The sequence below is a fragment of the Candidatus Sororendozoicomonas aggregata genome, assembly GCF_031528575.1.
In the GTDB taxonomy this organism is placed as follows: Bacteria; Pseudomonadota; Gammaproteobacteria; order Pseudomonadales; family Endozoicomonadaceae; genus Endonucleibacter; species Endonucleibacter aggregata.
Genome location: NZ_JAVLSP010000077.1, coordinates 1 through 20665 on the forward strand (window position 1 = coordinate 1; position 20665 = coordinate 20665).

At 47.4% G+C, this 20665-nt stretch carries 23 protein-coding genes; 12 read left to right on the forward strand and 11 right to left on the reverse strand.

Annotated elements, in window-relative coordinates; genetic code table 11:
• Positions 1–426: 426 nt before the first annotated feature.
• The 5 genes from V4C51_RS13415 to V4C51_RS13435 all read left to right on the forward strand — a co-directional run bounded on the left by V4C51_RS13415 (position 427) and on the right by V4C51_RS13435 (position 6195).
• Positions 427–1176 (forward strand): alpha/beta fold hydrolase, encoded by a 750-nt coding sequence (locus V4C51_RS13415; RefSeq protein ID WP_330926683.1) that lies wholly within the window; start codon positions 427–429, stop codon positions 1174–1176.
• A gap of 219 nt (positions 1177–1395) precedes the next feature.
• Positions 1396–1752 carry a hypothetical protein gene (locus V4C51_RS13420; protein WP_330926684.1) on the forward strand — a complete coding sequence of 119 codons (357 nt, stop codon included), beginning with the start codon at positions 1396–1398 and terminating at the stop codon, positions 1750–1752.
• Between the two features lie 422 nt (positions 1753–2174).
• The gene (locus V4C51_RS13425) at positions 2175–3113 is read left to right on the forward strand and encodes a type IV pilus assembly protein FimV (protein ID WP_330926685.1); all 939 of its coding nucleotides are present in this window, start codon (positions 2175–2177) and stop codon (positions 3111–3113) included.
• 630 nt (positions 3114–3743) lie between these two features.
• Positions 3744–4850, forward strand: a complete 1107-nt coding sequence (locus V4C51_RS13430) for a WD40 repeat domain-containing protein (RefSeq protein WP_330926686.1) — start codon at positions 3744–3746, stop codon at positions 4848–4850.
• Positions 4851–5151: 301 nt separating this feature from the next.
• Positions 5152–6195 carry a Fic family protein gene (locus tag V4C51_RS13435; protein WP_330926687.1) on the forward strand — a complete coding sequence of 348 codons (1044 nt, stop codon included), beginning with the start codon at positions 5152–5154 and terminating at the stop codon, positions 6193–6195.
• A 100-nt stretch (positions 6196–6295) separates the two neighbouring features.
• On the opposite strand, the gene V4C51_RS13440 is transcribed toward V4C51_RS13435, so the two are convergent.
• Positions 6296–7144 (reverse strand): SDR family oxidoreductase, encoded by an 849-nt coding sequence (locus V4C51_RS13440; protein ID WP_330926688.1) that lies wholly within the window; start codon positions 7142–7144, stop codon positions 6296–6298.
• 76 nt (positions 7145–7220) lie between these two features.
• Between V4C51_RS13440 and V4C51_RS13445 the strand changes: the two genes are divergently transcribed.
• Together V4C51_RS13445 and recG are read left to right on the forward strand one after the other, a co-directional pair.
• The gene (locus V4C51_RS13445; protein WP_330926689.1) at positions 7221–8126 is read left to right on the forward strand and encodes a hydrogen peroxide-inducible genes activator; all 906 of its coding nucleotides are present in this window, start codon (positions 7221–7223) and stop codon (positions 8124–8126) included.
• Positions 8127–8152: 26 nt separating this feature from the next.
• Positions 8153–10237: an ATP-dependent DNA helicase RecG gene (recG, locus tag V4C51_RS13450; protein ID WP_330926690.1), complete on the forward strand. Its 2085-nt coding sequence runs from the start codon at positions 8153–8155 to the stop codon at positions 10235–10237.
• Positions 10238–10452: 215 nt separating this feature from the next.
• Here recG and V4C51_RS18065 read toward each other — a convergent pair whose 3' ends face one another.
• The 3 genes from V4C51_RS18065 to V4C51_RS13460 form a co-directional block, all read right to left on the reverse strand.
• On the reverse strand, positions 10453–10695 hold the full coding sequence (locus tag V4C51_RS18065; protein ID WP_420797678.1) for a LysE family transporter: 243 nt from the start codon (positions 10693–10695) through the stop codon (positions 10453–10455).
• Between the two features lie 101 nt (positions 10696–10796).
• Positions 10797–11108 carry a LysE family translocator gene (locus V4C51_RS13455; RefSeq protein WP_330926691.1) on the reverse strand — a complete coding sequence of 104 codons (312 nt, stop codon included), beginning with the start codon at positions 11106–11108 and terminating at the stop codon, positions 10797–10799.
• 158 nt (positions 11109–11266) lie between these two features.
• Positions 11267–11476, reverse strand: a complete 210-nt coding sequence (locus V4C51_RS13460; RefSeq protein WP_330926692.1) for a carbamoyltransferase N-terminal domain-containing protein — start codon at positions 11474–11476, stop codon at positions 11267–11269.
• Positions 11477–11995: 519 nt separating this feature from the next.
• Here V4C51_RS13460 and V4C51_RS13465 point away from each other — a divergent pair.
• Together V4C51_RS13465 and znuA are read left to right on the forward strand one after the other, a co-directional pair.
• Positions 11996–12121, forward strand: a complete 126-nt coding sequence (locus tag V4C51_RS13465) for a hypothetical protein (RefSeq protein WP_330926693.1) — start codon at positions 11996–11998, stop codon at positions 12119–12121.
• Positions 12122–12266: 145 nt separating this feature from the next.
• Positions 12267–13235 carry a zinc ABC transporter substrate-binding protein ZnuA gene (znuA, locus tag V4C51_RS13470; RefSeq protein ID WP_330926694.1) on the forward strand — a complete coding sequence of 323 codons (969 nt, stop codon included), beginning with the start codon at positions 12267–12269 and terminating at the stop codon, positions 13233–13235.
• On the opposite strand, the gene V4C51_RS13475 is transcribed toward znuA, so the two are convergent.
• The 5 genes from V4C51_RS13475 to V4C51_RS13495 all read right to left on the reverse strand — a co-directional run bounded on the left by V4C51_RS13475 (position 13232) and on the right by V4C51_RS13495 (position 16818).
• Positions 13232–13504 carry a hypothetical protein gene (locus V4C51_RS13475; protein WP_330926695.1) on the reverse strand — a complete coding sequence of 91 codons (273 nt, stop codon included), beginning with the start codon at positions 13502–13504 and terminating at the stop codon, positions 13232–13234. The genes znuA and V4C51_RS13475 overlap by 4 nt on opposite strands.
• Before the next feature lie 38 nt (positions 13505–13542).
• Positions 13543–13884 carry a tryptophan synthase subunit beta like protein gene (locus tag V4C51_RS13480; RefSeq protein ID WP_330926696.1) on the reverse strand — a complete coding sequence of 114 codons (342 nt, stop codon included), beginning with the start codon at positions 13882–13884 and terminating at the stop codon, positions 13543–13545.
• Between the two features lie 131 nt (positions 13885–14015).
• Positions 14016–15224 (reverse strand): chitinase, encoded by a 1209-nt coding sequence (locus tag V4C51_RS13485; protein ID WP_330926697.1) that lies wholly within the window; start codon positions 15222–15224, stop codon positions 14016–14018.
• A 441-nt stretch (positions 15225–15665) separates the two neighbouring features.
• The gene (gene gmk, locus V4C51_RS13490) at positions 15666–16280 is read right to left on the reverse strand and encodes a guanylate kinase (RefSeq protein WP_330926698.1); all 615 of its coding nucleotides are present in this window, start codon (positions 16278–16280) and stop codon (positions 15666–15668) included.
• 256 nt (positions 16281–16536) lie between these two features.
• On the reverse strand, positions 16537–16818 hold the full coding sequence (locus V4C51_RS13495) for a hypothetical protein (RefSeq protein WP_330926699.1): 282 nt from the start codon (positions 16816–16818) through the stop codon (positions 16537–16539).
• A gap of 203 nt (positions 16819–17021) precedes the next feature.
• Here V4C51_RS13495 and V4C51_RS13500 point away from each other — a divergent pair, with 203 nt between their 5' ends.
• On the forward strand, positions 17022–17861 hold the full coding sequence (locus V4C51_RS13500) for a tail fiber domain-containing protein (RefSeq protein ID WP_330926700.1): 840 nt from the start codon (positions 17022–17024) through the stop codon (positions 17859–17861).
• The gene (locus V4C51_RS13505) at positions 17858–18943 is read left to right on the forward strand and encodes a hypothetical protein (protein ID WP_330926701.1); all 1086 of its coding nucleotides are present in this window, start codon (positions 17858–17860) and stop codon (positions 18941–18943) included. The genes V4C51_RS13500 and V4C51_RS13505 overlap by 4 nt, the downstream gene beginning before the upstream one ends.
• Before the next feature lie 3 nt (positions 18944–18946).
• On the opposite strand, the gene V4C51_RS13510 is transcribed toward V4C51_RS13505, so the two are convergent.
• Positions 18947–19219, reverse strand: coding sequence for a helix-turn-helix domain-containing protein (locus V4C51_RS13510; protein ID WP_330926702.1), 273 nt, complete (start codon positions 19217–19219; stop codon positions 18947–18949).
• On the reverse strand, positions 19200–19481 hold the full coding sequence (locus V4C51_RS13515) for a type II toxin-antitoxin system RelE/ParE family toxin (RefSeq protein WP_330926703.1): 282 nt from the start codon (positions 19479–19481) through the stop codon (positions 19200–19202). The genes V4C51_RS13510 and V4C51_RS13515 overlap by 20 nt, the downstream gene beginning before the upstream one ends.
• Positions 19482–19535: 54 nt before the next feature.
• Here V4C51_RS13515 and V4C51_RS13520 point away from each other — a divergent pair.
• Positions 19536–20665, forward strand: a 1130-nt coding sequence (locus V4C51_RS13520; RefSeq protein WP_330926704.1) for a hypothetical protein, incomplete at its 3' end; no start/stop codon positions are given.

A 20665-nucleotide genomic window follows, 5' to 3' on the forward strand; every position in this document is an offset into this window, starting at 1 on the left:
ATAGTTGACCTATTTAAGCAAATTGATCGGAAATTCTGGCCGCACTTTCTCGCACTTTCTCGCACTTTCTGGATTTTAGGCCGAAATTGTCTTAAGTCCAGCAGGCTCCTAGGGCTAGAATATTAACCAACTGCCACCTGTTACGCAGACAGAAATAGAAGTCAAACTATCATTATTTTGAAATAATTCTGTAATACTTTGCTGTCTATTATAAGTAGGCAATTTTATTTTTAATAATAGTTGGCGTTTTTATTGCATCAACTAAAGAAAAGATTTGATAGGCCGTTAAAGTTCTACCAACCCTTGGTTGAGGGAGCAGTTCTGTAACGGAGGGTTAATCCCTTTTGGAGTTAAAGGAAGTACTCCTGTGTAGTCATCAAAAAATAATAAACATAAGCCAATTATCTCAAGGAGCTGGAGGGTCTGATGACACCAAGTCATATTGTTTTCCTGCCAGGGCTTTTTGCCCGTGGGTGGATATGGAATGATGTTGCTAAAGCGTGCCGAAAGCAAGGTCATACTGTAACCGTTCTTGAACCCTCAATTCCTGAAGGGTTTGGTGGCAAATTGGAAAATGCTCGCGTGGTTATTCAGGAATGTCTTTATAAAAATGGAGGTACAAGGGATGTTTTTTTGGTAGGTAATTCCATGAGTGGCCTGATAGCAATGGATTTTGCAGCCACATTTCCTGACGCGGTGAATGGCGTTATCATAAGTGGTTCACCAGGTTTGGATGAGCTTAGTGTTGGTGTCTCACTTGCCGACTGGAAGGAGGGGGGCGCCGGTGCTGCTGATACTCTTGTTGGCCGCGTTATGTATGACCGCAAAAACCTGTCTGAGGAAGACTATCATAGGGCTGTTAATGACATAGAACGGGTTTTTCTTGGAAAAGATACCTTTAAATCCATCATAAAGTGGTTAAATATAAGTCGGAAGTACAATGTCCGAGAAAGCCTTGAAAAGGTGAAGTGTCCCATGCAGCTTATTTGGGGGGATCATGACGTAATTACCCCGAGTCGTTCCTGGTATGATTTGGCCTCCCGTTATAAAAACATGACCTATTCCGAGGTGGGATACTGTGGCCATAGCCCTATGTTGGAAAAGCCTCATGAATTTTATAAGCTGCTTTCACGATACTTGACCATGGTATCAAAGCCGTTGGTCAAAACTGCTTAAATCCCCAAAGGGGTATCAACTTGTTTGTGGTTGGTACCTCTTTCCTTTGAGGCTCCTGCTACTGAATCCACGATTATGGCAGGCTTGCGTATAGCGCCTGGCTGTTTTATTTTGTAGCCATCAAATTTTTTTCTATGCCAACCCGCCAAGCTTCCCTGGCGCTGTTTACGGGCAGTAACTGGTGGTGGTATCAGAGTATTGTGCAGGTCTGTGATACGTATGAAGTATGTGAATCGTTGTGTGGTGACGCTGAAGCCGCGTGATGCTTTTATTGAGTGGGTAAAAAAGCTGGATATCCAGCAGCCGGAAGACTGGACGTTTGAGGGTGCCTCCTATCTCCTGGATGAGGAGTCCTCAGAAGAGGCAATTATTGAATCCATCAAAATTCAGGCAGAAGCTATTTTGACCAATGAATTGTCGGTTTGGACTGAAGATCGTTCACTTTGGCCAAAAGGCAGGGGGTACAACCAGCTAAGCTGTTTTTTTGAATATTGTATTTCAGTAGTAGGTTTTGACCTTGGGCAAGCATCTTTGCTTCGGGCCGATATGGCGTCAGATAACGTTATGTTCACTTGATAGGTGTCGCTTAAGTATGCCCCTTAACAGTGCAGGCACAGGGAAATTTCCACACATGATTACGCGAATTATTTATATTTATTTTGTCGTTTATTTGCTCAAAGAAAATTTTCTTTTTCAGTTATTGCTAAGACGGCCTCTAAAGGGTTTTAGATTATGAACTGCTGTTGAAGCTAACACGCAAGAGTTAATTATCCTGTTTGACTCGCAGGGTTTGCTTTCTGCCAAATATATGGCATAACTTGCCCGATAGCGTCAGATAGCGTCAGATAGCGTTTTTTCCCCTTTAAGCTCACTTGTTTATTTAGTTAAGTCTGGCCTCCGTCGATAAGACTTTATGGCATTGTTCAGGATTGGGTATTGGAGGCTTAAGGATGATAAGGGCTATAAAGGGGGCATTTTTTTTGTCGGGGATGAGCCTGATGCTAAGTTCGACCGCCTTTGAGTTGGGAGAACTAAGGGTAGAGTCTTCTGTTAACGAGCCGCTTGAAGCCAGTATTATCTTATCGGGGCAGAATGTCAGTGAATCTGCTCCTGTCATTGTAGACACAGCATCAAAAATTGATTTTCTTCGCCATAAAGTGAAGCGTGCTTATTATATATCCGATCTGAACAGCTCATTAGAATATAATCTGGCCGGAAAGCCGATTATTAAGCTTACCAGTAAAGAACCTGTCATGAGTCAGCGTATGGATCTGCTGATTATGATGATGACCACCAAAGAGAAAACACTGGGAAAGTATCAGTTTGTTCTCCCTCAGGTGAGAACTCTCAATGACCCACCCGTTGTTGCGGTAAACCGCCTTGCACCTGTAGCCAAACTGCTGGCGTCAGAAACCAGGACAAAGTCTGCTGATCTGGATCAGATCGGTGGGATAAAAAGCACGCCGGTTTATTATGTGCGACCAGGTGACTCTCTAAGTCGTATCGCAATGACGCTTAAAGAAAAATACCCGGATTATGCCTCCTGGCATTTGCTAATGATGGCTATAGCTAAAAAAAACATCGGTGCATTTTATAATGGCAATATCAACCATCTTAAGGTGGGGGTTGCCCTGAATTTACCTGGGGTGCCTGTGTCTGATAAAGCCTTTGGGGACGTTAACTATGCTGTAACGACAGATCAACATCAGGATAAGCTGACAGATGTTGTTGAACCTGAGCATTTAGATCTGATTAAACCTTATATACCAAGGGCTGAAGAAAAAGTGGTGTCTTCTTCATTACGTGTTGATGCTCCGAAACCAGGATATATCACAGTCCGTGCTATCAAGGCGTATCAGCAAAATGACCGGGATTACCAGCCTCAGGGGGTTTTTAGTGCAGTGTTGTTATCAGCAGCCGATCAAACGAAATCATAAAGCCAGAGAGAAACTTGATACGTTTTTGATGTGTTGAAATGATGACGGGTTGTCTCCTGCCATTGGAATAACGTTTGAATCATGTGCCTAAGGCAATGCTATTCACTTTGGCACAAACGGTTGTCAGCGGTTCCAGTGATCCTCAGTTGGTTTGAAATCGCCATCATTGAAATCGCTTTAAAAGAGGTTGTTTTTCCCCATCTCAAATATCAGACGAACCTTCTCTACGTCCCCCTGCTCAATCGGTTTTTTAAGGTGAGAGTTTTATGGTGTTGACGAAGCTGCCGTGACAGGTTGATTATCTGATATCGCCATCGTTGCATGGTATTGATTCTGTGAAAATCTATCTTTTTAAAAAACGGGTTCATCAAAAAACTTGAGAGTCGAGTGTAAGGTTAAGCCAGAGGATAAATCAGGCGGGTATCGTAACAGCTTTAAAGCCGACTATTAGTTTGCAAATCCTTAAAACCCATACAAATTTTCTTAGAGTGACTATACTGCTCGTTGCAGTACAGCCAAGTGGCATAAGTTCATAATGACTTGTCCGCAGCCTCCTAGAACAGGCGCTTTAGTTTTGAAGGTGTTCGGATAAGAATAATCAGCGAATAAAAAAGTAGGGTTTTATCATAGATGCAATCTTTTACCAGACTATTTATTACAGTTATTCTTACTGGCCTTTATCCCTTTTCTCAAGCCGTTGTTGCAATCCAGCTTTTCGAGATACAAGAAAAAGCGCGTATTTCCCATGGTGGTTGGGTTTGCTCAGCGGCGTTCAGCCACGATGGTCGGTATGTGGTGACTGCCAGTTTTGATAAAACGGCAAAGATCTGGGGGCAGGATGCCGACGGCAATTGGACGGAAAAAGGGGTTATTTACCACGATAATCCGCTCAAATCCGCGACATTCAGCCCCGATGGTCGGTATGTGGTGACTGCCGGTGATGATAAAACGGCAAAAATCTGGAGGCAGGATACCAGTGGCAATTGGGTGGAGACAGGGTGTATTTACCATGATGCTTCGGTTTACTCAGCGATGTCCAGCCCCGATAGTCAGTATGTGGTGACTGCCAGTTGTGACAATACGGCCAAAATCTGGAGACAGGATGACAGTGGTAACTGGACGGAGATAGAGTGTATTTACCATGATGCTTTGGTCCACTTAGCGACGTTCAGCCCCGATAGTCAGTATGTGGTGACTGCCAGTTGTGACAATACGGCCAAAATCTGGGGGCAGGATACCGATGGCAACTGGACGGAGAAAGGGTGTATTTTCCACCATCATTGGGTTCGCTCAGCGACATTCAGCCCCGATAGTCAGTATGTGGTGACTGCCAGTGATGATAAAACGGCCAAAATCTGGGGGCGGGATGACAGTGGTAAATGGGCAGAGGTAAGGTGTCTTTCCCACCGTGCTTCGGTCCACTCAGCGACATTCAGCCCCGATAGTCGGCATGTGGTGACTGCCGGCAGCAAAAATACGGCCATAATCTGGGGGCAGGATGACAATGGCAACTGGGTGGAGAAAGGCTGTATTTTACACGACTCTCTGGTCTGCTCAGCGACGTTCAGCCCCGATGGTCGGTATGTGGTGACTGCCAGTTGTGACAAAACGGCAAAAATCTGGGTGCTTGATACCGTTGGCAATTGGAGTGAGAAAGGGGGTTCCCACCATGCTTCGGTCTACTCAGAGGCTTCCAGCCCCGATGGTGGGGATGTGGTGACTGCTGCCAGTCGATAACACGGCAAGATCTGGTTGTTGAAAATGAAAAGCTCGTCAGACTCTTTTCCTTGCCACTGAAAAAAAGAAAAACCATTGTTCCATAAAAATATCAATGCGCTTTGGGTTAAAAGCCGTCGCGAAGCGTCCCATCTAAACTTGTTGGTTTTTCTCAAAAATAGCGTGCTTTAATAAAAACACCCCTTTTTTACCTGATTATTTAAGGTATTTTTTATGCTGATGATTTTTATGGGTAATAAATGATTTTATTTAGCCGATTGGCTGGTATATTACCCAATAAATATCTAATGGATGAAGTGCAATGCAAACACTGGCCAGGTTGTCGGAATACACTTTCACAGCTAAACATCTTGGAATTTTCCGGCAATTAGGGGAAAAAAGGGCCTGTCAGCGACAAATGCTCAGACAGCAGCCCGATATTCTCGATACCTTAAGACAAACAGCACTGCTCGAATCGGTGGAGTATAGTAGTCACCTTGATGGGGTCATGGTAAGCCGACAGGCCGTTAAACAGTTGGCTCTTAAGGTCGCTAAGCCCAAAACACCTGTTGAGAGGCAGATAGCAGGCTATACCGATGGACTGGTTTTAGCCATGGAGCCAGCACCACAAATGACAGTCTCTGTTGGATTGATAAGGCAGCTACATGCCCTGCTCTACGGGCATTTGCCCCATGAAGGTGGGCGTTGGCGAGTGACAAACAAGAAGATTGTTGAGCGAAGCGCTGAGGGCAATATTGTCGGTACACTGTATCGAACAGTGGCTACGGGTGATATCGACCAGTATATGATGGACACGGTCGGACTTTTTCATACGGGGCTAAAGGGCGGGATTGATCCAGTGCTGCTAATCAGCTCAACAGTATTGGATTTTCTGTGTGTTCACCCATTCAGTGATGGCAATGGGCGAATGAGTCGGCTCATCATGTTGCTGATGCTGTCACACTGCGATTACCACGTGGGTCAATTTATCAGCCTGGAGCGGCTACTGGCTGAACATGAAGAAAACTATAACGATGCTTTAAGGCTCAGCGTGAAAGGGTGGCATGATGGAAGGCATGACCCTATTCCCTGGATGACTTTTTTTGCTGAAGTCCTTCTGATTGCCTATGAAGAGCTGGCGCAACGCATCGCGGCCCTTTGTGTCAATGGTGCCAGAGCACCAAAAACACAACTGATTCAAACGGTTATAGAGCAGCAGTCGGGTCTTTTTTCGGTGGCTGATATTTGTATCAAACTACCAACAGTCAGTCGTGAAATGGTTAAAAAAGTGATTCAGCATTATCGGGATGAAGGCAAGCTGAAAGCAGAGGGACGAGGGAGAGGAGCGCAGTGGCTGAAGGTGTAATGGTATCCTGGTTTGCTATTGAGACTTTTCAGAAAATTGAAAAAAACAGTTTTTCTCTTCAGTTTCGCTGTTCAAAAAAGATCATGAACAGCTTCTTATGTCAACAGAGCCTGAGTTCCTCTTTGTAGCCTGCTTTATAATCAGGGTATTTAAAGGTATACCCTGATTGTCGTATTAAATGATTACTACAGCGCCGGTTACCTCGTGCTGGTGTTTTGTAATTGTCGTCTAATTTTATATCTATTTCTTTAGCCAGCCAGTGAAACAGGGTGTGCATGGATTCAGGGTTGTTATCAACGCCTATATAAACAGGGGATACCGTGTTGTTTTTTTCCGCTTGCTGAATCAGGTGGGCAACAATGCCGGCACAGTCATCCCGATGAATTCGGTTACCATAAACTACTGGTGACTTATAACAGCCCCGCCCTTCTTTTACAAGTTGAATCAGGCGGTTGCGACCCGGCCCATAAATACCACCAAAGCGTACCACTGTTGAGGGGAAAGGGGCGTCATGTAATAAGTCTTCTGCCTGAAGCATGATTTTACCCGAAAAAGTAGCAGGTTCTGTTGGGGAAGCCTCGTTCACCCACTCACCCTCACATTGATGATAGACGCTGGTACTGGAGGTAAAAAACACCCTTGCTGGCTGATAACCCTCACGGACAAGGTGGCTCAGGATGTTCTTCAGCCCTGTGATATAAACAGCCCTGTAACCGGCTTCGGTGTGCTCGTTCGCGGAAGCGCTGAAGATCATATAGTCAATACGTTCTGGCCATTTTCCAAGGGTTTCCGTACTGGAGAAGTCACCCCGGACAGGCGTAATACCGGCAGGTAGATTGCCGGGATTTCGCTTGAGACCCCAGACATGGCATGTTTGTGTTGCAAGTAGCTGGCTTGCCAGTTCCGCGCCCACATAGCCGCAACCTGCGATTAGCACATTTTTTTTCATAGAGGCTTTCTCTCATTTGCAGAATCGGTGAAAAAATTCATAATAGATGAACTGTCTATCACCGTGTAAGTAGCTCATGACGCTGACAGAACTCCGTTATATTGTCACCCTTGCCAGAGAGCAGCATTTTGGTCAGGCTGCCGCTAAATGCTTTGTTAGTCAACCGACACTCAGTGTTGGTGTTAAAAAGCTGGAGGACGAGCTGGGTATCTCGCTTTTTGAGCGCACCCGTAGCTCTGTCAGGATGACTCCTGTGGGTGAGAAAATTATACAGCAGGCACAAAAGGTGTTAGAAGAAGCAGCCGCGATCAAGCAGTTAGCCAGTACTGGGAAGGATCAGTTGAGCACACCTTTGCGTGTTGGAGCGATTTACACCATAGGGCCTTATCTTTTTCCCCATCTAGTGCCACAGTTGGCCTTGGCTGCTCCCGGTATGGCCTTGTATATAGAAGAAAATTTTACCGTGGTGCTGCGTCGTAAGCTGCGCATGGGTGAGCTGGACGCCATTATTATCGCTCTGCCTTTTTCAGAACCCGATGTTCTGACCAAAGCGCTCTACGATGAGCCATTCAGGGTATTGATGCCAGCGGGCCACGACTGGGAAAAAAAGAAGGAAATCAGTACCTCTGATCTAACAAAAACAGAGCTGTTGTTGCTGGGTGAAGGCCATTGTTTCAGAGACCAGGTGTTGGAAACCTGCCCGGGGCTGGCCAAAATAAAAGAAGTCGGTGAAGACACAGGTGGCATAGAAGCGTCCTCACTGGAAACCATTCGGCATATGGTGGCATCAGGGATGGGGATCAGTGTATTACCTCAGTCAGCACTGGTGGACAGTCATTATGCGCCCAATGTACTGACAACACGCCCCTTTGCCTCGCCGGCCCCCTTCAGGACAGTTGCCCTGGCATGGCGAACCAGCTTTCCAAGACCCAAAGCTATTGATATACTCTCGGACGCTCTGCGTCTATGCTCAGTGGGCTAAAAAGAAAATAAAGTAAGGATTACGCTGTGCCTGAGCCGTTTCATCATATTCCTGTGAGCACCTTGAAAGGCGTCGGTGCGGCGATGGCTGAAAAACTGGCTAAAATTGGCCTGCATACCCTCCAGGATATCTTGTTTCATCTGCCCCTGCGCTATCAGGACAGAACCTCTATAACTCCCATAGGGCACCTCCAGTTAGAAGGCGAAGCCGTTATTCAGGGTGCTGTTGTCTCGGCAGATATTGCCACAGGTCGGCGTCGGAGCTTGTTATGTCGTATCGCTGATGGCACGGGGTCTGTTGGCCTGCGTTTTTATCACTTTTCCAGCGCACAGAAAAACCAGTTAAAGCCCGGTACCGAGATACGCTGTTTTGGTGAACCCCGCCGTGGTGCCAGTGGCCTGGAGATTTACCATCCAGAATACAGTATTGTTAAACCCGATGAGCCGCTCAATAAAGAGGCAACTCTGACACCGGTTTATCCGACGACAGAGGGGCTGACTCAGCAACGTATTCGCTCATTATGTGAACAAATCCTGATGAAGATGTCTGCCTCTGACGCATTGGAAGAGTGGTTGCCTGCCTCCTTGCGCCAGCGATTTCAGTTACCGTCGTTAACGGAGGCCGTTAAACAATTACATCAGACACCTTCGGCTTTTGCTCAGGCTTTATGCTCAGGTCAGCGGCATCCCGCGCAACGCCGATTAGCCTTTGAAGAGCTTATGGCGCACAATCTGAGTCTGCGAACGGTGCGTCAAAAGGTACGTGCTGGCGGTGGTTTTTGTATGCCTGCGCGCCACACTCTGACACAACAGTTGCAACAACAGCTCCCTTTTGCCTTAACCGCTGCCCAGAAGCGTGTCTTGCGGGAAGCCTCGGCAGATATGACCAGCTCAAAACCCATGTTACGCCTGGTTCAGGGCGATGTAGGTTCTGGTAAAACCATAGTAGCGGCGTTGACTGTGTTGCAGGCTGCGGAAAATGGCTTTCAGGCCGCGGTGATGGCACCCACTGAAATACTGGCAGAGCAGCATGAGCGCAACTTCCGGGAATGGTTAACGCCTTTGGGTGTTCCGGTGGCTTTTCTCTCAGGAAAAACCACGGGCAATAAACGACTGGCAGAGCTTGAGCGCATTGCCTCCGGGGAAGCCATGGTGGTTGTGGGCACCCATGCCTTGTTTCAGGCGGATGTTGACTTCCATAAACTGGGGCTTGCTGTCATTGATGAACAGCACCGTTTTGGTGTTCACCAGCGCCTGGCGCTTCGTCAAAAAGGCGAGAAGGCTGGTGGGCAGCCCGATCAACTGATTATGACGGCAACCCCTATTCCCAGAACATTGGCGATGACGGCTTATGCTGATCTGGATTGTTCGATTATTGATGAGTTACCTCCGGGTCGAACGCCGGTGAATACCGTGGTTATAGGAGATGATCGGCGCGATCAGGTGATTGAGCGATTACGCAGCGCCTGTACCAAAGGTCAACAGGCGTATTGGGTTTGTACATTGGTTGAAGAGTCAGAAGCACTCCAGTGCCAGGCAGCGGAAGTCATGGCTGAGCAGTTGCGAGCCACTTTGCCAGAGCTTTCCATCGGACTGGTGCATGGTCGAATGAAAGCAAGCGAAAAAGCAGAAGTAATGACGGCATTTAAAGCCGGTCATTTACATCTATTGGTGGCTACCACGGTCATTGAAGTCGGTGTTGATGTGCCCAATGCCAGCTTGATGATTATTGAGAACCCGGAGCGCCTTGGGCTTTCACAATTGCATCAATTACGTGGCCGTGTGGGGCGTGGCTCTGTGGCCAGCCATTGTCTGCTGATGTATCACGCGCCCTTATCTCAGCAAAGCAAAGCACGACTGATGGTGATGCGCCATTCATCGGATGGTTTTGTGATTGCAGAAAAAGATTTGGAAATCCGTGGTCCGGGTGAGGTGCTCGGCACACGCCAGACCGGTCTGGCCCAGATGAAAGTGGCGAATCTGGAGCGTGACCGTGATTTGCTGGTGGATGTGCGAACAGCGGCACAACAGCTGATGGAAAAGACACCCGAGCATGTTGCCCCGCTGATTGACCGATGGGTAAGCAATAGTGAAGAGTATCTCAACGTGTAATTTAGCTATATGTGAGAGCAAAATCACTTCTGAAATCTGCGTAGATATACTTTGAGTACTCTCTATCAATGTTAGTGGTATTCAACCCCATATGCTTGTAAGGGTACTTATAGCTATGCTCCCGCCTATTACGATAAATAGAAGAGAAGTGAATTTAGTTATCAGCAAATTGTTTTTTATTTTTTTCAGAAAAAAGTTTGAAAATAATATATAGATTACCAAGGTGCTAAAAGTAAAAAAACAAATATCAGTGACAAAATGACCAATTGCACTGTTTGGTTATATTCCTGTTCGATAAAAGCAGGAAAAAGAGAAATCAAAAATAAAATTATTTTTGGATTGCCCATTGAAATCCAAAACGATCTAAGAAAAATTTTTGAACTCAGAGGGTGCAAACTATCCATATCCTTATTAATATGAGTTCTAGGTTCAAAAAATATTTTAATACCTAAACATATTAAGTATAAGGAGCCTAGGAGCCTGACCGAGAATAGCGCCCGTAGCGAGGATTACGAGAAATTTAGCATAAAAATTTCTACTTCTGAGGATAATAGTGGGGCTATTTGACGAAGAAGCAGGAATTTTTAGACCAATTTATCGCAACCGCAGTAGGGTAGTCTATTCTCGGACAGGCTCCTAGTAGTTTGATCGTATTGTAAAGAATACCAGATGCAACAATGGTTGCTCCTAAACCAATGGCTGATATAACAGATAATATAAAAATAGCTATTGTATTGCCTAAAGCAGAAATTAAAGCCAGTCTCATTCCATGATAAGCCGCTGTGTTAATAGTGAATATTACGCTAGGATCTGGTGATATAGCCGCTAGAAATGCGGTTATGGCGTAAAGTATGAAGTTATCAAAAGACATATTTACAAATACTCATAATCTCAGATTAGTTAGAAATGTTTTCATCTTGTGAATTAGAAAATTGGTAAGCCACCTGCTCAGCCTACAATTGACAATCAGTATTTATTTTATTTCTGGATTGATAATATAAAGAGAGTGTATGGATAAAGCCAGAATAGTCATATAGTAGTGGCGATGCCTTTTATAACTTTGGGCTTTACCCCAGTAGCATCCAGGCAAAAATCTATGGCATCTTTTGGAAAACTTGTTGAGTGCCTTATTCCATCAAACCTCTCCTGCTCAACAGCAGCCACCACCTTATTATCGTAGATGGTGGCTGCAGAGGTGTCGTGTAATAAGTTAATACCCAAAAATACATCTTTTGACATCCTTGATACCTTTTCTTTGTAATTATTCTCTACTTGCTGAGAGATTTATTCTCATCCACATACTCACGAGTGTCAACTAAAGGTATAGCTGTAAAGGTATAGCTGCGAGGAAAACCTGAAGACGATAAAAACTATCAAACCGGGCTTATATTTGCGGTTGAAGCCAACAGGACGGTGTCCGTGGAAAAAGGCCAGTGGCGGCAAGTGCAAAGCCTTGATATACCTGATCATGGTTTTGAGGTTTGGCTCAAGGATTTTGGCAAAGCACAACGCCTGTGAACACGGCTAAAAAACCAGCCTCGTCATTACGTTGCTTATTTGCCAGAGACAGCGGATATCCACCATCAAGGCTTTCTTCATATCCATGATCAGCCCTGGAATATTGCGCGATATCACAGGGCAATCAAGCAGGTTTGCCATATTAAGCATTTTCAAATACGCAACGAACGACCGATAAGAAATCACATTTTTGCAGCGATATTGAGCTATGTTCATCTCCAAAAGATGCAGATATTGCCGATGTTTGAAAACAGTTATCAGCATCAACGAGGGCTTTTTAAGAAGGCTGTTAGTGGGTTTAACGCAGGGTTTGCTGACGGCAACGATCACCTGCTACCGACATTTTCTGCCGCCATCAATGCGTAAGTCCTACCCATGACTTTCTCATTAATCGGGGATATTTTAAGAAGTATCCACCTTTTATATCAAAAATGATGTTGACGCCTTACCAGTAGTCCGGGTTTTAGGTTATATTATAACGTATCTGTATTTTGTACTTCGAGCTGTACCTATGTCTCCGTTTTTTAAGCCATTAATATACTGCTTTGCGGCACTGTTTTTACCTTTTGCACTGAAGGTTTCGGCAAGTGAGCCACCAACAGTGCTGGCATCTATCAAACCGCTGCAATTGATTTCTCAAGCTATTACCAGTGGGGTATCAGAAACAGACGTACTTTTATCGCCTGGTGCCTCTCCTCACAGCTACAGCTTACGCTTTTCGGACCGGAAAAAACTCGATAGCGCGGATTTGGTATTATGGATTGGTTCCGATATGGAGGTGTTTCTCAGTGGTTTAATGGAAGACAGAAAACCCGCTTCTGTCCTGACTATGATTGATGTACCGGGAATCAGCCAACGGCCCACAGAAGAGGTGGATCAGCATGACCACGGCCATGAAGGCGATCATGAAGGACATGGTCACACCCATAGTCACGGGAGCTATGATCCTCATATCTGGCTAAATCCTGACAACGCGCTGGCAATGGCTAAAGCCATTACCAGTAAGTTGGTGGGCATGGATACTGACGTTAAAAACAAGGCAAAATACCAGGCTAACCTGGCTGCCTTTGAGCAAGCGTTAAAGGTTTCTGATGAACGTAATAAAAAGCTGTTAGCAGGCCTTCAGGAAAAGCCTTTTTTCGTGTTCCATGATGCTTTTGGCCACCTTGAGGGTTACTTTGGTCTGAACATTGCCGGCACGTTTACGCTGAGCCCTGAGCAACAGCCAGGGGCGAAGCATCTGAAGCAGCTAAGAGAGCGACTAGAGGCGGCCGGACACACCAGTATTTTTCGGGAACCTCAGTTTGAACCCAAATATATCAGCCAACTTACTGAAGGGCTGCCAGTGAAAATTGGGGTACTGGACCCGCTGGGTTCGGATATAACCAATACTAAAGACGGATACATTCAGTTTATGAATGCTCTGGTAGACACGTTGCATGATAGTTTGTGTGAGAAGAGTAAACCTGTGCACAGTTAGCGCGTTAAACTGGCACCGGTCAACGTACCTGCCAGGAAAAAGACAATGGCCAGAAAGGGAGCCAACGCTCCCAGTGCCGTGACCCAGGTTTTCAGGTTGCTTCGCTCCTGGCGGAGGTTCCAGCGATCACGGCAAAATAGTTTATCTTCATCATACGCTGTTGCCATGCCACATTCCTCACAAATGACCTGCCATAGCAGCATATCGTTGACAGGCATATCGGCAAAGTAGGCTCGGCCTTTGCAGCAGGGGCAGCATTCCAGCTTCATTACAGGTTTCCTTGTTTCAGGATGAAAGATGCAAAAACCTATATCAACTGGTCGTCACTATCGAGCAAGTGTGTGGTATCTTTTTTGCCGCATAGGTTTTCCCGGTAGCGTCTGCGATTTAACAGTTTATTTTGAACGGGTACCGGTAACTCGGTAAAGCGAATCAATTCTTTATCCAGCAGGAGATCAATGACGTCTTCCAGTACACGGATAAAGTCGGCATCAGCCGCTTCCATGACCTTATTGCCCATGGTGGGGTTTTTTTCCAGAAAGGCATGCAGAGCCTCGTCTTCAAGGCTCACCGCATGCCAATCACTGGAAATAGCCTGCTCTGACACAGCTGTTATATGACCTTCACTATCCTTTAGTACATAAAGCATCTGAGATCCTCCTTGATCTCTTTTTACTATTGCACAGCAGACACCTTGCCTGCCACAATTTGGTCGGTGAGGCAGGTAAACAGCTCAGCCAGGCAGTCAGACTTCCTTCAGACTTCCAGGTAAAAACGAGATTACCCTGTTATGACGACATCAAAATTATGCTCCACGCATTTACGATAGTCCCCTTTAAAAAGCGCAGAGTATGGACCCTGGTAGTTTACCAGCTCACATTTGTAAACCTCATGAGTCTTGGTATCAGGTGACCAACCCCAGTCTTTATCCCAGTAAACGTTCAGGGCTGCACTACTGCTTTCATCAAACGGACTCATTCCTGCACATCCAAGCACTTCACCACCGGGGATATTGACGCCTAATTCCTTTGCATAGCTTTTATAGTATGAAATGCGGTCAAGGGATTCCTGGCTTTCTGTTGTTCCCTTGCACTCTTCAGCACCATTGATGATTTGTGTAGTAACACCAAACCCCGGAGTCCGTCCTTTTTCACGATCCTGTGCATTAGGCTGCCAGGTGCCGTCTACTACGTGAAGCATACTGGGTTTTGGTGATTGAGGGGTAACGAAGAAAAAAACAGCACTGGCGAGGTTAAGCCAGGTGTCAGCAACTTTTTCAGGATGGTTGAGCAGAACTGTTACATCGCCAAAAATCAGCTTTGATAACAAGCCGTAATTGTAGTTCCAGCTTAATTGCTTAGCACCCCGGCCAAAGTAGCTTTTGTACGAACCGTCTTTATTTTTGCCGCAAGGGTAAGCTTTGCCCGGCCAGGTGTCTGGGCTGCATTCACCATAGCCGTTAGGTGACTGTTCATTCCAGCCTATCTCCCGGAGGTAGAAAAGGCCCTGTCGCCACTGGGGATATTGAGCGCCGGGGGTATGATAACCCGTTTCCTGAGTAAAATGGGCAAACATGGTTGCCAGGGATTTTCGGCAAATTTCATCGGACCGAGCCTTGCGTTCATCCTGATAGGTATGGCAAAAGGCTGGAAATTGTCCCACACCTTTTAGAAAATTCAGGTAGGTGTAGCTTGCCTTGCGCATAGGGAAAAAATAATTCCATTTCTTCTGATCAACAATTCGCTCAACACGCTTTACATTGTCAGGGTTGTTTTTACCATTGATAGTAATAGCTTCCACTGCTTTATTATCAAGGGTTTTTATGGCGTCTTTAGTGAGTTTGAGTCCTGGAGGTGCTTTGGCAAGAATTGCAGCTTCATCAGCGTTCAGCTGTTTTACGCTCATTTTGTAGGGTTCAGCATACGTTGTTGAGGTTAAGAGGGCTACAGCCAAGGCAGTAGAAGGCAGTAATAATGCTCTATTTTTCATAACATCTCCGGCTTGTCTTCAGTATGACTTAGGCAGCGTCCGTGATGCCAGACACTCAGGCTCTGTAATTGCGTTTAAAAACTTAGCGTCGTATAGCAGAATTGAGGAAGGTAACTTCATAGTGATTACGAGTCAGTACTCTTCAGGCTCTGCTCTGTCAGTCTAGTCCGAAAAACGATTTTTCGCTGGCAATATCAGCCTGATCCGTTTTAGCGCGTTTTATTTTTCCGGTGCAGATGAAGATGAAAATGATATTTTGCCGAATGCTTCTGATTCAGCACATGACAGTGGTTCGGTGTTTTTCACAGGCTTTGACCTTGAACGCAAACTGAACTGGATGGAATAGTTCACACACCCATTATCTTATGGTTCAGCCAGCGCTATCAGAGGTCATTGGTAGTATTCCTGCCGTCTGATGACAGGAGCGACAGGCAGCTTTTCTTATTGAATAAGGGCTTTGATCAATGTTTCTTTATAATGCTGAATCCAGCCAGTAGACAGCCGACGACTTCGGATAATGGTTTGCAGGTCCCGAAGGGCCAAATCAAATTCGTCATTAATCACAATGTAATCAAACTCATGATAATGAGACATCTCACTGACAGCCTGAGCCATTCTGCGCTTGATGACATCATCATCATCCTGCCCACGACCAATAAGCCGTTCACGCAATGCTGCTTTTGAGGGTGGCAGGATGAAGATGCTCACTGAGTCTGGCATTAATTGACGAATCTGGCGGGCACCTTGCCAGTCAATTTCAAGAATAACATCTTCACCTTTATCCATTTGCTCACGCACCCAGGGTTCAGAGGTACCATAATAGTTACCAAACACCTTGGCATGCTCGATAAACAGTCCTTCCTCGAGCATTTTTTTGAAGTCATCAACACCCGTGAAATGATAATTTATCCCGTCCTCTTCACCAGGGCGCATAGGTCGCGTGGTATGGGAAATAGACACTTGCACATGGCGGGTGGAAGCAACCATGGCTTTTACCAGGCTGGTTTTCCCCGCACCGGAAGGGGCTGCAATAATATACAGTTTACCTTTGAACATAAGGACTCCGGGATTACTGGATGTTCTGGACTTGTTTATAGATTATATCTGCATCCCCTTGATAAATAAGGCATATATGATCAAGTTGAACTATTTCTGTCACCATACCTGTCACCAAACTACGCATAACAATAATCTTCTGGTGGCAGAGTTTACCATAGAATGCTTGCTACGACTCACGGATACAGTAGGAGCTGAATTGACTGAGGTATCCAGACACATCAAAAGTCTGGTTGTTGGCAGGATAGGGTGCGGGTTAGCGGTTTTCGATGTATTCCAGTGCTGTCTCGAAAGATGGGTGCCTGGTGTTCTGCGCTTTGTTGTAGCGCTCCACTGACTTAATAAGCAACGTGAACCTGTCGCCATGGGCCAGTTCGTCTTGATCCACCCTGGCTAGATAAGCATGAACACTTTCCGGCTCCTCGGTTTGTTCTTCTGTTATCCTGATGATAAATTTCTGGTTACTGTTTTTGTGCTTGTACCGGATGATGCAAGCGCCCTGCTGTTCTGTTCTGACTTCAAGCCACTGTGATTCCATCTCAATTCATACTCCATAAAGCTCATGCTGAGCATGTTAACCTAACCAGCAATAGAACTCTGACAGCATTGATCATTACAGAAATTTACAAAACAGAATCAGGTTGCTTGTATTTGTTAATAATAATTCATGAGTGTTAATTCATTAATAAAAACCTGAGTGCGTTACTGGGTTTTAAACCCTGTATTTAGGGAGACACGGTTATGTGTGGAGGAGGTGGTGGCGGCAGCGCAGCGCCCGATTACAGTGTGCAGCGTCGGCAGGTGGCCCTGTCAAGGGAACTTGAAAACGATTATATGGCGCGGTTTCTGCCCTATGAGCGGCAGTTGGTCACGCAGGCAATGAATAAAGGGTTAGTTGCCCAGGATGCCCAGGCTGCCAGTGAACTGGCCGGTCGCGCCTTTGATGCCACTGCCGGGCAGAGCGAGCGGCAACTGGCTGGTTTTGGCAAGCCGTTAACAGCCGCGCAGCAACAGGCGCACAACGCCAGCAGGCAACGCAGTCGCAACGCCACCACCATGGGGGCCAGTGACAGCGCGCGCCAGCAATCGGCCAACCGGTTCGGGCAACTGCGAAGCTCACTTATGGAATTAGGCCGCCGCGCCCAACAACAGGGATTATCCGGTATCAAGCAGGCAGGCACGATGGAAAAACAGCGCAACATAACCAACCAGCAAAATGCCGCCCAAAGTCAGGGCAATGGTTGGGGTCTGGCCGGAATCGGCCTGGGTATGGCAACCAGTTATATGGTGTCTGACAAAAATAAAAAGCAAAACATTCAGCCGAGAAATGACCAGCAGGATATGGCCGATGCCCGTAGCTTCAACAATTATGACTATGACTACAAGCCGGGGCAATCCGGTGGCCGGGCTGAATATGGGCATGTGGGGGGCATGGCGCAGGAAATGCCGCCGTCCATGAGCGATGGCAAACAGGTTGACCTTGGCGACGCTACCATGGTGGCTTTTGGTGCCATCCGCAATATGGACAAGCGCCTGCGACAGCTTGAAGGTAACGCGGCCACGAAAGGGAGCGAGGCATGAGCAACGGCAACGCCTTTGGCACCGGGTTTCTTCAGGGACTTGGTGCCATCAATTCACTCTATGATCGCAAACTGCGCCAGCAGGAATATGCCGATAATAAGGCTTTTCAACAAAAAAAGTACGATGACAGCCGGGCAGACCGTGCTCAGGATGCCGATTATCGCAATAAAGTCTTCGGTCTGCACCAGCAAAAAGCCAAGGCGCAAAACCAGTATTATGACCTGCGAGCACAAGCTGACAGGCAAACATTGAATAACCAGCAGCGCCAGCAGATTATTGGTCAGGGACTTAACGCGTTAAAACACCGTCCGCGATTGTGGGATGAACGCATCAAGCCTGCCCTGCTCAAAGGATTAAACAAAGACTATGGCCAGCAGATCGGTCAGGGGAAAGCCATTACTGATTTGCGGATGGCACCTGATGGCAAGGGCTTGATTCCCATTCTGGCTGTGGAAGATGGCAAAGGCGGTCACTATCAGGCACCCATGACACAGCGCCGCAGTAATCACCCGGACGACCCTGCCGCTGCCGCCACAGGGGATCTGTTTGTGGATCTGTTAATGGATGCCGACCGGGACACGGCCCTGAGCATGTTGCAAGAGGAGCTTAGACAGGTTGAGACGGGTTCTGAAACAGCCAAACCATCAGCCCCTTACAAACTTGAGCGCATAAAAATCCCCAGTGCCGATGGCACCGATATTGAGGAGCGCTCAGTAAAATTTTTCCCAGACGGTACCTTGCGAATGATCGAGGTGAACGAAGACGGTCAGTTACTCGGTGGAGCGGGCGCTGATGATCCTTTGGCCGGTGCTTTAGAGGGTATGGGGGAAACCCAGGCGCCGCTACCGCCGACAGAAACGTCACCGCCCCCGCCCACGGTGCCAGGTAAAGAAAACAGCGCCGTCAAACAAACCCAGTTTGGCCCCACCTCGGCGGCACCGCCCCAACAGTTTCAACCGCCCGGTAGCGCGGGACTGACGGCACATTATCTGAATAGGGTAAACGGTATGTCATGGCCAGAAATGAACAGGCCAGAGTACGACCCATCAAATATTTATACCGGCCATATGCCGAGGCGTTAATGCTCAAGCTGCCGGTGGTCGCTCAGTGTCCCAGCCCGGAAACAGCAATACCGCGGGATGGCACCGCAAGGCTCTGGCCAGCACTTTGGCACGGTTCACGCCTAAAGGTAATTCATCCCTTTCAAGCTGTGACAGGTGGGGTTGGGGAATCCCGGTAAGCTCGGACAATTCGGACTGACTCAGTTCCTGAAGCTCGCGCATGATACGCAGGGATTCACCAACGGATACGTCGATTTGTTTTTTGGCGGGTTGCCATTCACCTTCTGTTGTAGTCATGCGCAGAAACCCTGATTACTTTGATTTGAACCTGATTGCTTTCAACGAAGTAGATAACCCGGTATTGCCGGTTTAATCGTGAGGAACGATAGCCTTGCCAATGGCCGGTAAGGGCTTCATCGTGGAATCCACGAATCTGTTTCACGCCAACAGGCCCAGACAAGCCTATGACATCCTTCCATTTTTCGTAGCGTTTGAGGATGTCAGTCGGTAGTGATTTTAGCTGTTTGGCTACCGACTTGTGTTCAAAAATTTGCCACATAAGAATTACAAACAAGTTATACCTTTTTTAGTATAGCCAACACAGGGATGACGGATGCTTAAATTCAAGGACTTTGCCAGCAGGCCAGACTATCAGCAAGCCGACCCGGAGCAACGTCTTTCCCTAAGACGCCAGTACTTTGATCAGTACATCTCGCCGAAGGTACCCGCCACGCAAACAGAACCCCAATGGCAACGGTTTAACAAGCTGATTGGTGAGCCTGCCGAGGCACCACAGGGGTACGGGTGGGATTTAAAGGATGCCTTTGACAAGGGTTTGCTCACAGGTGTCGCTGATCTGGCCAGTGGCGCGGATTACCTGATGGGCGGTGACGGTGAAAATGCCGTTGCCGATTACTTCCGCGACTGGGGCGATGAGCAGCTTGAAACCATGTCACCCGCTGGTCGCCAGGCAATGGAAGGGTTTGGGTTTAACGATGACGGCAGCCTCAAAGAGAGCAGCACCCTCGGTGGCTTTGGGTTACAGTTCGCTTCGGGAATCGGCAGCTTCGCGCCGTCAATGGCTCCCGGTGGTCTGATCGGGAAAGGCTTGTCATCGGTGGCAAAAGGCAAACGGGCCTTTGACCTTGCTGGCAAGGCCAAAAAAGCTAAAACCGTTAAAGACTTTGAGCGCCTGCACGCCCTTGAAAAAAGGGTTGATACAGGTGCCCATGTTGCCGGTTACGGTGCCACGGGGGGTGCCATGATTGGGGCCGGTGCCGCTGAAGAGTCAAAAAACACCGTGCGCCAGCTAGGGTATGACGACCTCAAAGACCTGCCTCGTTTTCAGGCATTGTACTCACAGGCTTACCAGCGACAAGGGGGCGGGGATACCCTGCCAGCGTTTGAGCGGGCGCGGGAACAGTTAGCCCAGGAAGCGGGACAGGAAACCTTTACTTACGGTGCCGGTGTCGGCGCTGCCAGTATGGGGGTTGCTGGCCCTATGATGGGCAACCTGCTCAAAGGGGTAGGCGCGACAACCCGCAAAGGGGCGGTCGCTAAAGGCGCGGGCATTGAAGGTGCCCAGGAATTTTCTGAGGGCTACGGCCAGAGCGTTGCCAGCAACCTTGGCCAGCAGCATATTGGCAGAGATGTGGCTACCACAGACGGTGCCATGGGTGCCGGTTTATCCGGTGCCGTGGTCGGTGGCCCTGTGGGTGGTCTGTTTGGTTCTGTACCCACCCC

Bases quoted from the DNA above. Each gene is read 5' to 3' on its own strand.
- V4C51_RS13440 (WP_330926688.1), bottom strand. From the start codon at position 7,144: ATGAAAAAAAATGTGCTAATCGCAGGTTGCGGCTATGTGGGCGCGGAA.
- V4C51_RS13445 (WP_330926689.1), top strand. From the start codon at position 7,221: ATGACGCTGACAGAACTCCGTTATATTGTCACCCTTGCCAGAGAGCAG.
- V4C51_RS13435 (WP_330926687.1), top strand. From the start codon at position 5,152: ATGCAAACACTGGCCAGGTTGTCGGAATACACTTTCACAGCTAAACAT.
- V4C51_RS13475 (WP_330926695.1), bottom strand. From the start codon at position 13,504: ATGAAGCTGGAATGCTGCCCCTGCTGCAAAGGCCGAGCCTACTTTGCC.
- V4C51_RS13460 (WP_330926692.1), bottom strand. From the start codon at position 11,476: ATGTCAAAAGATGTATTTTTGGGTATTAACTTATTACACGACACCTCT.
- V4C51_RS13430 (WP_330926686.1), top strand. From the start codon at position 3,744: ATGCAATCTTTTACCAGACTATTTATTACAGTTATTCTTACTGGCCTT.
- V4C51_RS13500 (WP_330926700.1), top strand. From the start codon at position 17,022: ATGTGTGGAGGAGGTGGTGGCGGCAGCGCAGCGCCCGATTACAGTGTG.
- V4C51_RS13465 (WP_330926693.1), top strand. From the start codon at position 11,996: ATGTTTGAAAACAGTTATCAGCATCAACGAGGGCTTTTTAAGAAGGCT.
- V4C51_RS13485 (WP_330926697.1), bottom strand. From the start codon at position 15,224: ATGAAAAATAGAGCATTATTACTGCCTTCTACTGCCTTGGCTGTAGCC.
- V4C51_RS13515 (WP_330926703.1), bottom strand. From the start codon at position 19,481: ATGTGGCAAATTTTTGAACACAAGTCGGTAGCCAAACAGCTAAAATCA.
- V4C51_RS13420 (WP_330926684.1), top strand. From the start codon at position 1,396: ATGAAGTATGTGAATCGTTGTGTGGTGACGCTGAAGCCGCGTGATGCT.
- V4C51_RS13480 (WP_330926696.1), bottom strand. From the start codon at position 13,884: ATGCTTTATGTACTAAAGGATAGTGAAGGTCATATAACAGCTGTGTCA.
- gmk (WP_330926698.1), bottom strand. From the start codon at position 16,280: ATGTTCAAAGGTAAACTGTATATTATTGCAGCCCCTTCCGGTGCGGGG.
- V4C51_RS13495 (WP_330926699.1), bottom strand. From the start codon at position 16,818: ATGGAATCACAGTGGCTTGAAGTCAGAACAGAACAGCAGGGCGCTTGC.
- V4C51_RS13505 (WP_330926701.1), top strand. From the start codon at position 17,858: ATGAGCAACGGCAACGCCTTTGGCACCGGGTTTCTTCAGGGACTTGGT.
- V4C51_RS13415 (WP_330926683.1), top strand. From the start codon at position 427: ATGACACCAAGTCATATTGTTTTCCTGCCAGGGCTTTTTGCCCGTGGG.
- znuA (WP_330926694.1), top strand. From the start codon at position 12,267: ATGTCTCCGTTTTTTAAGCCATTAATATACTGCTTTGCGGCACTGTTT.
- V4C51_RS13455 (WP_330926691.1), bottom strand. From the start codon at position 11,108: ATGTCTTTTGATAACTTCATACTTTACGCCATAACCGCATTTCTAGCG.
- V4C51_RS13425 (WP_330926685.1), top strand. From the start codon at position 2,175: ATGCTAAGTTCGACCGCCTTTGAGTTGGGAGAACTAAGGGTAGAGTCT.
- V4C51_RS13510 (WP_330926702.1), bottom strand. From the start codon at position 19,219: ATGACTACAACAGAAGGTGAATGGCAACCCGCCAAAAAACAAATCGAC.